The organism is Anoxybacillus sp. MB8 (assembly GCF_011006755.1).
Classification (GTDB): domain Bacteria; phylum Bacillota; class Bacilli; order Bacillales; family Anoxybacillaceae; genus Anoxybacillus; species Anoxybacillus gonensis.
Map to the genome: position 1 here is coordinate 1 of NZ_RXXX01000037.1, position 13,139 is coordinate 13,139.

At 40.4% G+C, this 13,139-nt stretch carries 11 protein-coding genes and 1 riboswitch; of the genes, 4 read left to right on the forward strand and 7 right to left on the reverse strand.

The genetic code is table 11. From position 1 onward, the window contains the following. Nucleotides 1-190 precede the first annotated feature (190 nt). Complete coding sequence (locus EKC99_RS11885) at nt 191-346, reverse strand: DUF1540 domain-containing protein (RefSeq protein ID WP_009361637.1); 156 nt, start codon at nt 344-346, stop codon at nt 191-193. A gap of 175 nt (nt 347-521) precedes the next feature. On the opposite strand from EKC99_RS11885, the gene EKC99_RS11890 reads away from it, so the two are divergent. The 4 genes from EKC99_RS11890 to EKC99_RS11905 are packed head-to-tail and all read left to right on the forward strand — an operon-like array spanning nt 522 to nt 5,392. Further along, nucleotides 522-821: a DUF2325 domain-containing protein gene (locus tag EKC99_RS11890; protein ID WP_006320652.1), complete on the forward strand. Its 300-nt coding sequence runs from the start codon at nt 522-524 to the stop codon at nt 819-821. Nucleotides 822-834: 13 nt separating this feature from the next. Beyond that, the gene (locus EKC99_RS11895; RefSeq protein WP_035063862.1) at nt 835-1,275 is read left to right on the forward strand and encodes a hypothetical protein; all 441 of its coding nucleotides are present in this window, start codon (nt 835-837) and stop codon (nt 1,273-1,275) included. 46 nt (nt 1,276-1,321) lie between these two features. Continuing rightward, the gene (locus EKC99_RS11900) at nt 1,322-3,388 is read left to right on the forward strand and encodes a hypothetical protein (RefSeq protein ID WP_163152020.1); all 2,067 of its coding nucleotides are present in this window, start codon (nt 1,322-1,324) and stop codon (nt 3,386-3,388) included. Between the two features lie 48 nt (nt 3,389-3,436). After that, nucleotides 3,437-5,392, forward strand: a complete 1,956-nt coding sequence (locus tag EKC99_RS11905; protein WP_163152022.1) for a cytochrome D1 domain-containing protein — start codon at nt 3,437-3,439, stop codon at nt 5,390-5,392. Between the two features lie 22 nt (nt 5,393-5,414). Here EKC99_RS11905 and EKC99_RS11910 read toward each other — a convergent pair whose 3' ends face one another. The 6 genes from EKC99_RS11910 to EKC99_RS11935 form a co-directional block, all read right to left on the reverse strand. Continuing rightward, on the reverse strand, nt 5,415-6,452 hold the full coding sequence (locus EKC99_RS11910) for a ribonucleotide-diphosphate reductase subunit beta (RefSeq protein WP_163152024.1): 1,038 nt from the start codon (nt 6,450-6,452) through the stop codon (nt 5,415-5,417). Continuing rightward, a complete protein-coding gene (locus EKC99_RS11915; RefSeq protein WP_163152026.1) occupies nt 6,406-6,897 on the reverse strand; it encodes a flavodoxin domain-containing protein in 492 nt (163 codons plus the stop codon). The genes EKC99_RS11910 and EKC99_RS11915 overlap by 47 nt, the downstream gene beginning before the upstream one ends. A gap of 11 nt (nt 6,898-6,908) precedes the next feature. Next, entirely contained in the window at nt 6,909-9,188 is a 2,280-nt protein-coding gene (locus EKC99_RS11920) for a ribonucleoside-diphosphate reductase subunit alpha (protein WP_163152027.1), read from the reverse strand. Nucleotides 9,189-9,299: 111 nt separating this feature from the next. Next, a riboswitch (cobalamin riboswitch) is annotated at nt 9,300-9,499 on the reverse strand. A gap of 94 nt (nt 9,500-9,593) precedes the next feature. After that, complete coding sequence (locus EKC99_RS11925; RefSeq protein WP_009361630.1) at nt 9,594-10,631, reverse strand: cytochrome d ubiquinol oxidase subunit II; 1,038 nt, start codon at nt 10,629-10,631, stop codon at nt 9,594-9,596. A 14-nt stretch (nt 10,632-10,645) separates the two neighbouring features. Continuing rightward, a complete protein-coding gene (locus EKC99_RS11930; RefSeq protein WP_009361629.1) occupies nt 10,646-11,998 on the reverse strand; it encodes a cytochrome ubiquinol oxidase subunit I in 1,353 nt (450 codons plus the stop codon). A 71-nt stretch (nt 11,999-12,069) separates the two neighbouring features. Beyond that, on the reverse strand, nt 12,070-13,053 hold the full coding sequence (locus EKC99_RS11935; protein WP_163152030.1) for a metal ABC transporter substrate-binding protein: 984 nt from the start codon (nt 13,051-13,053) through the stop codon (nt 12,070-12,072). Nucleotides 13,054-13,139: the final 86 nt, after the last annotated feature.

Sequence of the window (13,139 nt, forward strand, 5' to 3'; positions counted from 1 at the left end):
TTTCCATAGAGTGGGGGCTTATTTGTGCTGCCCATAATCTCCTCAAAAAAGCCTCTAAGGACAAACAACGATCCTTAGAGGCTTAAGAAATAGAAAAGTGAGAGGTAAATCCCTCTCTTATTTTACAAAATATGAAAACTAACTCCCAAAAGTCCGCTTTTTAGCGGACTTTTGGGTCAGCTCCATGCTGTTATTCGTTCGGTTGGAACGTTTTACAGTCTGTTTCTGTTGAACTTGTTGCCGTTGCACCGGCATGGCTTACGACATAGATTGCGTCTGCACTACATCGATTACCTTGTGACCAAAACTGACAATTTTGCACTTCACAAAGCACATCTTTTGCCATGATTATTCCCTCCTTTCTTTATGCTGATGTTAGTGTAGACAAAACGTTGGCAAGACATAACATGAAAAAATGAGCAAAAATAGTGAGAATTTTTATCATTATATGTTGACATAGATAATCATTCTCAATTAGAATGAAATTGTGCAATATAAGACAAAAAGTCGGAGGGAGTTATATGTCATCGTTATTAGTTGTTGGTGCGGATCATTTAGGAAACATTACCGATAAATTAAAAAACTCAGGATTTAAGGAAATTATTCATTTAGATGGTCGAAAAGTGAATATGGTGAAACGTCAAATACCAGAGCACGTCGATATCGTATTTGTGATGACGGATTATATTAACCATAATTTAGCGAAAGTCATTAAACAAAAAGCAAAAGATCAACACAAGCCGATTTACTTTGTAAAGCGTTCATGGAGTTCCATTCAATCTGTCATTGAGCAAATGGGGGAGCTAAAACGAGTGAACTAAGGAGGAGAGGACATTGTGGCAATCGTTTTTGAATGAAGTGTTAACTTATCATTACAGCATATCTCCACCTCATCGTTCATCGCTTACGTTGCTAAAAGGAATTGAACGGGCAACATCATCGTTTCCGATCGCTTCTTGTGACTCTCCCGTTACATACTATAAAATGATTGCAAAAATGACGGATTACTTGCTTCGCTTTGTCGCCAATGATCTGTCATTTGTTCACATATTAGACGAGCACGATGCGTTAATTACTGCATCATATACGTCTGACACATGCGTTGTCCCATCATGTATGAACGTTTTTGTTGTTGATTCGTTTTCGCTTCTTAAAGCGATAAGTATGTTTGAACAAAACTTCAACGGAAAACCTAGAGAAGTTTATATTTACCAAATATCAGCGAATAGGGTGCTCCATTTTTTGTTGACAAAACATGCATATCAAGTATCATAAAGTTTAGGATTTGATAATGAATTTCAATTTTGGAAAGAGGGAGAGTATGAGGAGATGGAAAAAGGTTGGTTCGGCTATTGCGTTATCTTCATCGCTTGTCGTTAGTGGATGTGCTGAACCAACGACAAATAAGAAAAAGAAAGAAGAAACAGAAGCTGCGATTCAAGTTCCGGTAACGGATTATAAGTTTCGGACGGCAGGTAATATGTTTGCATACTCAGAGTTTGAATTATCTGGTGAACCTTTTGCAGAAGAGTTAGGGTTAGATTTAAATTTGTTAGATGTTCGAAAAATAAATGAACCAACGGAATTTGATTATATTGCGGGGGTAGAGTCTTACGAGTATTCTGAGGAAGCGATGTATGAAGTAACTGAAAAGTCAGGTTTCGGTTTACATCTTATTCATGGTCCTGTGGTCAAAAAACTGGCGGAACAAAATGGAAAAGAAAGTTATGAAGTATTAGCGGATCGCTTTTACTTTCTTGCTGATCAAGTTGGATATCCACGTGAAGAAATATTTCGCAATATGTTTCCTACATTAATTGAGTATGAAAGTGGCGATCCGCATTACATACAACAAGTGGACACAGACGTATATGCAGAAAATGATGATGGAACGTATGTCCCTGTGTATCAAGTGGATTTTCAAACATTGCGATGGGATCGCGAAAAAATGAATAAAATGCTTGTTCCAGCTGCTTATGGGGCAACATTTCTAAAACAAGCTTTATGGGCAGGAGATTTTCTAGGTGCATTTCATACAGTAGATCAGGATGAAGAAATAGAAGGAAAGACATCGAACGATGATCAAGATCCAAACATTGCTCTGGGGGTTAGTTCTGCTGATGGAATGCAAGGAATGATTTTAACTGAACAAATATGGAATAAACTATTATTTATTCGTGATCATTTATTTTATGACGCGAAACGAAACAAGCTGACTGCTTTACACAGTGGAGATTATGAGCCGACGAAAGGTTTTGTTTATCTGCCTCACCGTATTGAAGTAGTTGAGGATGGAAACGAGCAAGCACCTGATGCCCAGAAACTCATTCTAAAAGATAAACGTAGCATTTTACGAGATCAATGGCTTATGTTATGGCCAGCAGCAGAATTTTTTGGTATGACAGATCAAAGAAATGCTAATAAACATCAAAATCCAGCATTTTTAGCCGTTTTTGATGGTAAGCCTTATCCAAAAGCACCAAATGAAAACATTGACGAAAATGATCATAATGATATACGAAGTGATGATCCGTATTCAGTGAATCGGGATGTTTTGCTCACCATTTTTAAAAATGTAGATGCGATGCATTTCAATGATGAATGGGGCGTATTTGTGGAAGAACATAGTGGTACGGAGCAAGGAAAATATATGAACACGTTTGATGCCGGATATATGATGGAAGCGCTCCGGATGTTCCAACGTGCAATTGACGGTTTACCGGTTGGCTATGCGAATGGAGAAGAAGCAGAAGGTTTGCATACGGAGGAAGGAAAAAGAGCGCTCGAACTTATTCGGAAGCAGGCTGATTTCATTGTTGAAAAGCTAATAAGAACGGATGGGCTCGTTGCAAACGGTTTTACGATTGGAGAAGGAGTAGATAAGTCTGAACCAACACTTCTTTCTCAACTTGGGGCGGTTCGAGGATTAACAGCTGCCTTTTTAGCAACAAAAGAAGAGAAGTACAGAGAAGCTGCGCGTAACATTTATGTGTCAATGGATCAACATTTCTGGAATCAGTCGTTGCATGTTTACAAAACGGCAAAAGATGAGATGAAATATGATCCGTTTGTGGCAGGGGCGCTTTCGAGCGTATTCCGTTTAGCAGTTAGTCATCTAAATAACACAGATCAAGATCAACAACAACCAAAAGAGTTAGATCGAGAAACAATTATTTCACGTTATGTAGACTTTTATAATCTCATTATTGACGGACCAACTATCAAAGAAGGTATGCAGGCAAGTGAGTTTTGGGATACAGGGGATGTGTATCGAAAAGATGATCAGTCCGGCAATACAGACGGGGATAATGTACCACAAATTCAAGCGGGAGATGGTCCGTATGGAATTGCTCCTATTCTTGTTAATGTTGAAGTAAAAGAAAAGTAAAAGGCGGACGGTCTAAGCCGACCGCCTTCTCTACGTGGGGGGATAAATATGAAGAGATGGGCACTCTTTCTTTTTATTTTGTTTCTCGCCTCGTGTGCGAAACAACCGATGTTTCTGTCCAACGAATCGGTGCTTCGCCAGGTGGCAGTCAACAGCAACAATATTGTTATTAACCGAGCAGGGGATGAATTGTATGTTGCCAATATTGATGTGCCTACTGTAACGATTATCGATGTGAAAACAAAGAAGAAAAAGATAGAAATTCCTGTCGGACGTGAGCCACGTCAATTAACATTAAGTCCTGATGAACAATTTTTATATGTGTCTTGTATGTATGATCATCGGGTGGACATCATTTCATTGAAAAAGCAAAAAGTGGTTGGTCATATTGAAACAGGAATTGAACCGTTTGGTTTAGTGACGAGCCAAGATGGTCGATGGCTATATGTTGCAAACTATCGTTCGGGTACATTATCTATCGTCGATCTACAGTCAAGAAAAGTAAAGAAGGATATTGCGATAGGTCATCGACCGAGAACAGTGACAATTACGGCGGATGGAAAAAAGCTATATGTCCCTCATTATTTAGAGGGAAAAATTACAGTTATTGATACACAAAAAGAAAAAGTCATCAAACGTATTTCATTGGCACCTTCGCCAGATCAAGAAGACCGCAAAAAAAGTCAAGGTATCCCAAATACATTAGAGCAGTTTGTTATTGCACCTGATGGGAAAAAAGCATACGTCCCGCACTTATTAACAAATATTGATACACCTATTCACTTTGAGGAGACGATTTTTCCTGCTATTTCAGTTATTCGACTAGATAGAGATGAAGAAATATTGGATGAAAGAAAAGAATTGTTTGAAGAAATCAATGTAACGGATGTAAAAAATGAAACAATGATTGTATCTAATCCGTACGATATTGTGTTCCATCCTAATGGAAAAAAAGCGTACGCAATTATGTCGGGAAGTGAAGATCTCGTTGTTTTTGACCTTGCTCGAGGTGGGAATGCTACTCAAGTATTGCGTCGAATTCAAGGAGATAACCCAAGAGGAATTGTCATTTCCCCAGATGGGGAAACATTGTATATACATCAGGCGATGAGTCATGAAATTGCGATAATCAAAACAGGCGGAGAACAAACATACGCAAAAGCGAAACAAACAGAAAAAAATATTTCTCTCATTTCGAAAGATTCATTGTCTCCTCTTGTAAGGGAAGGAAAAAAAATATTTTATAGTGCAAATAGTGATGAATATGCAGCTGAGATAACAAAAAATAATTGGATGAGTTGTGCATCTTGCCATAGTGATGGCGATATCAATGGCCTGACACTTTTAACACCTAAAGGACCAAGGAATGTACCAAGCAATATTTTAACAACGAAAACAGGACTGTTTATGTGGGATGGATCACGTGATGACTTTACTGATTATATCCATACCGTACAAGGTGAAATGGGTGGTATGTCACAATATGATCCGGGCAAACCGTTACCAGCTGATGTTCAACATATGTTTGATGCACTCTTTGCTTATTTAGATGACCCAAATTCGTTCCCTGTGCCTAAAAGTCCTTATCGAGAGAAGGACGGGAGTTTGACGTCTACAGCTAAAAAAGGAGAAAAATTATTTTTTGGAAAGGGAAATTGCGTAAGTTGCCATGGAGGAATATACTTTACAGATAGTGTAAAAGCGGCAGATAGTAACGGAAAACTGACTACAGCACAAACGTCGTTTTTGCATGATATCGGGACAGCGAATATACTTGATCGCGCTTCGGCTGGAGACGCGCGTGCACAATTTACAAACCCACGAACTCCAAAACAGTGGGATACCCCTACATTGCGTGGAGTATGGGCGACTGCCCCATATTTACATGATGGAAGTGCCGAAACGATTGAAGAAGCGATTGCACGTCACCGCATAGAAGATGTCACATTACTTAATGAACAGGAAATAAAACAAATTGCTGCATACGTACGATCATTAGAGTAAAAAGGTGGGCTAACCCACCTTTTTACAATTCATCAAACCCATTAATATCGGTTGTTTTTGTGTATGAACGTGGACGGGCTTCGAAAAAGTCAGTTTTGCCTAAGTTTACGTTTTCATCGCTAAAGACGCGAATCCAAGGCATCGCGTTTTCATCCGCCTCGTAGCGGTCGTCCAAGCCAAGCATGCGCAGCCGCTTGTTTCCGAGATATTCGATATATTTCTCCATTTCAATGACATCAATGCCATCGATGTCGCGCAACACAAAACGCGACCATTCCGTTTCATAACGGATCGCTTCATCGATGTAATCATATATCCACGCTGAAAATGATCCGTCTTCGTCCAGATGAGGATTTTCCCATAATACAGCGCGTACGAGTTGGGAAATGAAGTAGCTATGGCATAGTTCGTCCTTATTAATATAGCTAATCATTGTGGATGTTTTCAGCATTTTTTGGTTTCGCGCTAAGTTGTAAAAAAAGGCGAACCCGGAATAAAAATTAATTCCTTCTAAGACGAGCGAAGCGACAAGAGCACGGCAAAACGTTTCAGCCGTTGGTCGTTCACGAAACGCTTCGTATACGCGAATGACGTGTTCATTTCGCTTATAAATGTGCGGATTCGTGCGCGCCATTTCAAAGGCCCGGTTTTGCTCGGATAGTTTCTCAATAGATGCAAGCACATACGAGTACGACTGATTATGGACGACTTCTTGTTGTTCAATAATCGAAAAAATCGCTTTGGCGCTCGGATCGGTAATGTATTCTTTCATCGCTCCGATAAAGTTTGGTTGCACAGAGTCTAAAATCGAAAGCAACCCGATAATGTGTAAAAATGCATCACGTTCCCGCTCGCTTAAATGATGCCATTGTTTAATATCATCCGACATGTTAATTTCAAACGGCGTCCAAAAGTTGCCGAGCAACATTTTGTATATATCATAAAAATGGCTATATTTAATATCGTTCCAGTTTAAAATGCCGCTTGCTTTTCCGTTAATAATGCTTGTTGCTTTATTTGGATGCGACGGCTCGAGCAATTTTACTTTCGTCAATAACAAAACGCTCAACCTCCTTGAGTAGTTGATGGGCGAAAACAGCCGGTAAATGTTGTTGATGGCCGCGGGGGGATTGTTCAATTTTTAACGTGCCGAGCACCGGCGTCACTTTTCGTAAATGGTACGCCATTTCATCGACAGCGCGGCAATAGTATGGCCACATTTGATCTCCTGTGCCAAACAGCGCAACAGGAGGCAAAGAAAGATTTCGCTCTTTAATAAGAAAACGAAGTAGCTTCCTCATTTCGTCCGGAAGTTGTCCATTTCCCCACGTATATGAACCGAATAAAAGAAGTTGTGTGTCATGAATGAGCGATTCGATCGCAAACATATGTTCAACATTGATCGTTTTCACCGCATGTCCGTATGAGCAAAAAGCTTCTTCTATTAACAGCGCCACTTCTTTTGTGTTCCCTGTTTTCGATGTATAACAAATAAGAACGTTCATTTTTTATCCCCCTACGATGAACAAACGTCGCATTCTTCAATCGTTACTGCAGTACTACGAACGTAATACGTCGATTTTAACCGCTCTTTCCATGCTGTGAGATGTAAGTCTAGCAAATCTTTTGCTTTAATCGTGTTATACACATATAGATTAAAACTTAACGACTGATCGACATGTTTTTGTCTTGCAGCATTTTGACGAATGCTCATCTTTTGATCCACTTCATAGGCGTTATCGTAAAACCAAAACGTTTTTGTGTTTAAATCAGGGACGGTCACAGGAATTTTATAATTTTTCTTTTCTTCAAAATATAAACGGTTAAAGACAGGGTCGCACGATGCCGTTCCGTTTGCTAAAACGGATGTGGAAGCGTTTGGCGCAGGCGCCATTAAATAGCCATTTCTCATCCCATATGCCATCACTTGTTGTTTTAAATGATCCCAATCTAACTCATCATGGGAATGATACCCACGAAGTTCAAAGTATTTTCCTGTGTGCCAATCGGAGCCTTCAAACGCTGGATATGCTCCTTTTTCTTTGGCAAGCTCCATGCTTGCTTGAATCGTTAAATAAGCAATTTTCTCGAATAACTGATCAGCAAGCTGTACGCTTTCTTCGCTGTTCCATTTGATTCCTTTTAACGCTAATAAATGATGCCAAGAAAATGCCCCTAACCCGATGGCGCGATATTTTTTATTGGTGAGGACAGCTTGCAACACTTCAATTCGCTTTTCGTTTAAGTCAATGACGTTATCGAGCATGCGCACTTGAATCGGGATTAATCGTTCTAACACATCATCTTGTACGGCACGCGCTAAATGAATGCTCGATAAGTTGCAAACGACAAAATCGCCAGGCTTTTTATGAACGATAATCTCCCCATCTTCTGTATACTCTTTTGTGACGATGGTTGGGCTCATGTTTTGCATAATTTCTGTACATAAATTGCTAGAATAAATCATGCCTGCGTGTTTGTTCGGATTCATCCGATTTGCTTCATCGCGATAAAACATATAAGGCGTTCCTGTTTCTAACTGTGACTTTAATATCCGTTTCATGATTTCAATCGCAGGAACGCGCTCTTTACTTAACTCTGGATGATTGATACATTCCTCATACTTTTCACGGAACGAGCCATTTCCTCGTTCTTCATCATAAAAGTCTTCTAGCCCTAATGGATTGCCGTGTTTATCTTTCCAGCCCATCACTTTTTTCACTTCATGTGGGTCAAATAAATACCAATCGCCGCGCTTTTCGACTTGTTCCATAAATAAATCAGGGATGCATACGCCATAAAATAAATCATGGCATTTTTGCCGTTCATCGCCGTTGTTTAGCTTCGCGTCTAAAAACGAGAAAATGTCTTTATGCCAAACGTCTAAATATACGGCAATGCTTCCTTGGCGCGTACCGAGCTGGTCAACCGATACGGCGGTATTGTTTAATTGGCGCATCCATGGAATGACACCAGAGGAGATGCCTTTAAACCCTTTAATATCGGAATTTCGTGCGCGAATTTTTCCTAAATATACGCCAATTCCTCCACCGCCTTTTGATAAACGGGCGATGTCGGTATTCGACTCATAAATGCCAATTAAACTATCGTCTACCGTATCAATAAAACAACTCGATAATTGACCATACGACTTTCCAGCGTTTGCGTAAGTTGGCGTAGCAACGGTCATGTATTGGTTAGATAATGCCCAATATGCTTCTTTCGCTAGTGCCATTCGTTTTGTCGGATGTTCATATGCCATTAATGTTAAAGCAATCGTTAAAAAGCGCTCTTGCGGCAGTTCGTAAATTTCGCCGCCATACCCCTTCGCTAAATAGCGATCAACGAGCGTTTTTAACCCGATGTATGTAAATAGCTCGTCCTTTTTTGCGTCAATCCATGTGCTCGCTTCTTGCAGTTCTTCTTTCGTATATCGTTCCAATAAAAACGAGTCGTAAATGCCGAGATCGACGAGCATTATTTGCAATTCATAAAAGTAGCGATATGTGTCGGATACATCATAGCCGCGATTGTTAGCTGCCTCGTCGTATAGCTGTTGCAAATAGAGACGAGCGGCAACAAACGTCCAATCCGGCTGTTCTACGGTGATTTCATCAAGCGCATTTAAAATAAGTTTATTCATCATGTCGTTGTACCGCTGCGTATGAGCAAGCGCCCGTACAGTCCGTTCAATGTATCGCTCACTCGCTAAGTGTGGAAAGTCTTTGAAAATAGGAAACAATAATGTGCGGATCGTTTCTTCATTTACTTCTGTTTGTTGTTTTATGTACACCATATAACATCCCTTCCCCTAAAAAATAAAAACATCCGCTCTCATTGAGCGGATGAAACGATGGAAAAAGGCATGCTTTCACCATCGTTTCATCTTCTCAATCCCCGAAGAATATGAAACGATACAAGGAAGGCAGGTCTCCTGACTCGCGCTTCTTCCTACTTTGGATTCCTTCCCATATATGCGCCTGAAAAGCTGACATATACAGTGGTGTTGTTTCCATTTCGTCTGCGCACACAGTTGCGGGGACAGTTCTGGATTCGCACCAGATTCCCTATTAAGTCCGCTCGGACACCTTCACTTGTTGGTTTCAATATATAGTTATTATTTTGTGCAATCATCACAATATATTGTACGAAAAAGGTTTACGTTTAAAACTATAGCGAAAAATCTCAACATTTGCAATCATTATTTTTCATCATTTGCTACATAGCGCCGGTCTTTCATAAACAGCCGCCAAAAATAAATGAATCCTGGAAATAAAATAGCAAAGCCGACGATATACGTCACAAAAAGGGCACGAAACGTATTCGGATGCGTAAATCCGGATTCGATTGTTACATTCGGGTAAATCATATATGGTAAATGAGCTTTTCCGTATGCGTAACTTGCACAAAAATATTGTAAGACGATGGCTACAACCGCAAGACGCGGCATTCCGCGTCCGTTTTTTCTTTTCCATGAAGGAAGAAAAAGCGCCCCGCCAGCTAAGAGAAATAATACGACAGAAGCGACAAGCCACGGCCAACGTGCAATCATTCCGTCATATAGCCAGCGCGCTTCATTTCGCATCGTGACCATAATGAGAATAGAGGAGAGAAGAGCAAACGGCCCGATGATGAGTGCATCGCGGCGATAAATCGTATATGCTTCTATTTCATTTGCTTCGTTTGAGTAGTCTGCTAATAAAAGCGACGAAAGAAAGAGTGTACTTGTAATCGCAAAGGCGATAAATGCATATTCATGTGGGCTTGTAAATAAGCGATCAAGCCGTAGGCGACTGACTCCATTCATTGTTTCGACAAAAGAACCATGCGTAATTGGCAAGACGCTAATTAAAAAGGCTGGAATAAGTAAGCCGCTTATACCAGAAATGTAAACAAGCACTTTTTCATATTTAGGAGCAACGTGTGAAAAAACGAGGAACGCACTACGTACAGTAAGCAAAAGTAAAATGATGCTTCCGGGTATAAGTAAAATGGTTCCTAGCATAAATGTCGCTCCGGGAAAAAAGCTGACGAGCGCCACGACGATCGCAACGATAAAGACGTTTGTCACTTCCCATGTCGGTGATAAATATCGGTTTGCGATTTTCGTTGCTTTCGTTTGCGGGCGGTTCATATATACCATCGACCAAAACCCTGCTCCAAAGTCCATCGTCGCCATGACGGCGTAAATAAAAATAAATCCCCATAAAATTGAAATAGCAATTAATTCATCTGTCATCATCTTGCTCCTTTCTACATGTGCGTAGATAAGTGTTGTTCAATCGGATGGCGGCGGAAATAAGAACGCAAGACGAGAACGACTGCGACGAGTAAAAATACGTAAATGGACGTAAATAAAAGAAAGAGTGTTCCTAAATTTGTTGACTGTGTTACAGCTTCTGCCGTTGTCATCATGCGATAAATGACCCAAGGCTGTCTCCCTGTACAAGCAAAAATCCAGCCAAATTCAATACCGAGAAGAGCGAGCGGCCCAGCAGTAACAACTGTCCACATAAACCAGTTCGGAAATATGTGTTGTTTTCTTATGCGATGCCAAACGAATCCGACAATGGAAAGAAGGAGAAGAAACATGCCGATTCCGACCATTGCATTAAAAAGGGTATGGACAAACAATGGTGGCCACCATTCTTCTGGAAAGTCATTCAATCCGACAACGACGGTATCGAAACGATTGCCCGCTAAAAAGCTAAGTAACCACGGAATTTCAATTCCCCATTTGACCGTTTGTGTTTCACGGTCCGTAAAACCGCCGATGACGAGCGGGGCGTGCGACTGTGTTTCAAACAATCCTTCAGCAGCAGCTAATTTTTCAGGTTGATATTCATGAAGAAGTTGGGCTGATTCATGTCCGTTTATTGCTGTTAGTAAAGAAAATACGCCGCCAACTGTTAAACCGAGCATGAGCGCTTTTTTATGAAAAAGTTGGATGCGTTCATGGCGTCTATTTTTCAACATGTGATATGCCGCGATTGAAGCGATCGTAAACGCACCTGTCATATACGCTGATAAAACGACGTGTGTTGCTGTGACGGCAAAGCTTGGATTAAAAAACGCCTCCCACGGATTGACGTCAACAATTTGCCCGTTTTCGATACGAAAGCCAGTCGGTGTACCTTCAAAGGCGTGAACGTTCGTGATTAAAATGGCAGAAGCGGCTGCTCCGATGGCAACAAGCGTCAAGCTTACGATGCGCATTGCTGGAGAGATACGGTCTGCTGCGTATACGTAAATAGATAAAAATAACGCTTCGACGAAAAACGCATAAATTTCAATTTGAAACGGAAGCGCCATCACTTTGCCGACCACTTCCATAAAGCCTGGCCATAAAAGTGAAAGTTGTACTCCTGCGATAGTACCAGACGGAATCGCTACGCCAAGCAAAATGGCGAGCGCTTTTGTCCAACGATTAGCCATGAGAGCGTAGTCATTGTCTTTCGTTTTTTGATATAGTAGCTCGGCCAATAAAATCATGAGCGGAATACCGACTCCAAGCGTCGCAAAAATAATATGAAACGCCATGGTTGTACCAAATAACGTTCTTGCTGTTAATACGTGATCCATACCGAAATGTTCATCCCTTTCCATACATTGTCGTTTCCTAGTTTGATTTGAAAAGGGAAAAAATATGCAAAAAAATAAGCGACCGTAACGATCGCTTATTGTAACGCTTTTTTTAATGCGGATATATTGTCATTCATGATCGCAAAGTAATCTTTATTGTTTGCGATATCATCGTTTGTGCGCGCTTCTAAGTTGTGAAGAATGAGTACATCCGCCCCAATTTCATTTTTTACGACTTCAGCAATTTTTGATGTAACATTTTGTTCAAAAAAGATATATTGTATGTTGTGCTCTTTTGCTTTTTTAATGATGGAAGTAAGCTGTTTTTGTGACGGTTCATTTGTTGGTGATAGTCCAGTCACGCTTATTTGTTTTAAGCCGTATCGTTTCTCCCAATAGCCGTATGCAGCATGAGCAACAAGAATATCTTTTCTTTTCGCCTCTTTCATCAGTTGTTGAAATTGTTGATCGAGTTGTTCAAGTTGCTGTTTTAATGAAGCGAAGTTTTGTTCAAAATCATCTTTCGCTTCAGGTTTAAGTTCTACTAATGTTTGTTTAATCGTTTCGGCCATTTCAATGGAATAAATCGGATCTAACCAGACGTGAGGATCGACATCTCCGTGAGCATGTTCATCTTCGTTTTCATGAGTATGTTCATATTCGTTTTCATGAGCATGTTCGTCTCCATGAGTATCATTAGCTGAAAGTAATTCCATGTTTTCCGTTGCTGCGACGAATTTGACGCGCTCATGTTCTAGCGTTTTCGTGATGCGATCGACAAATCCTTCCATTCCTTGACCAATGTAAATGAATGCATCAGCCTCAGCAATTTGTTGCATCGTTTTTGCTGTTGGCTCATATGTGTGCACATCGACGCCTGGAGGGTATACACTTTCGACTTGCACATGTTTTCCACCAATTTTTTCGGTAAAGTCTTGAAGTGGATATACGGTTGTATAAATGATAAGTGGATTGTCTTTTCCCTCGCTAGTGGCTGGAGCGTTTTCATCTTGTTTATTGCATCCAAATAGTGTAAGTGTGCTTGTAAGTATAATAGTTAACATCGCACGTAATTTCATATTTTTTTCCTCCTCTCAAAAAAGAAGGATGTTTATGAAAACATCCTTTTTCTCCTAGTTTATTATATCGTAATCGTTACGATTTG

Excerpts from the sequence above, each read along its gene's own strand:
- EKC99_RS11885 (WP_009361637.1), bottom strand. The coding sequence starts at position 346 with ATGGCAAAAGATGTGCTTTGTGAAGTGCAAAATTGTCAGTTTTGGTCA.
- EKC99_RS11890 (WP_006320652.1), top strand. The coding sequence starts at position 522 with ATGTCATCGTTATTAGTTGTTGGTGCGGATCATTTAGGAAACATTACC.
- EKC99_RS11900 (WP_163152020.1), top strand. The coding sequence starts at position 1,322 with ATGAGGAGATGGAAAAAGGTTGGTTCGGCTATTGCGTTATCTTCATCG.
- EKC99_RS11905 (WP_163152022.1), top strand. The coding sequence starts at position 3,437 with ATGAAGAGATGGGCACTCTTTCTTTTTATTTTGTTTCTCGCCTCGTGT.
- EKC99_RS11915 (WP_163152026.1), bottom strand. The coding sequence starts at position 6,897 with ATGAACGTTCTTATTTGTTATACATCGAAAACAGGGAACACAAAAGAA.
- EKC99_RS11920 (WP_163152027.1), bottom strand. The coding sequence starts at position 9,188 with ATGGTGTACATAAAACAACAAACAGAAGTAAATGAAGAAACGATCCGC.
- EKC99_RS11925 (WP_009361630.1), bottom strand. The coding sequence starts at position 10,631 with ATGACAGATGAATTAATTGCTATTTCAATTTTATGGGGATTTATTTTT.
- EKC99_RS11930 (WP_009361629.1), bottom strand. The coding sequence starts at position 11,998 with ATGGAAAGGGATGAACATTTCGGTATGGATCACGTATTAACAGCAAGA.
- EKC99_RS11935 (WP_163152030.1), bottom strand. The coding sequence starts at position 13,053 with ATGAAATTACGTGCGATGTTAACTATTATACTTACAAGCACACTTACA.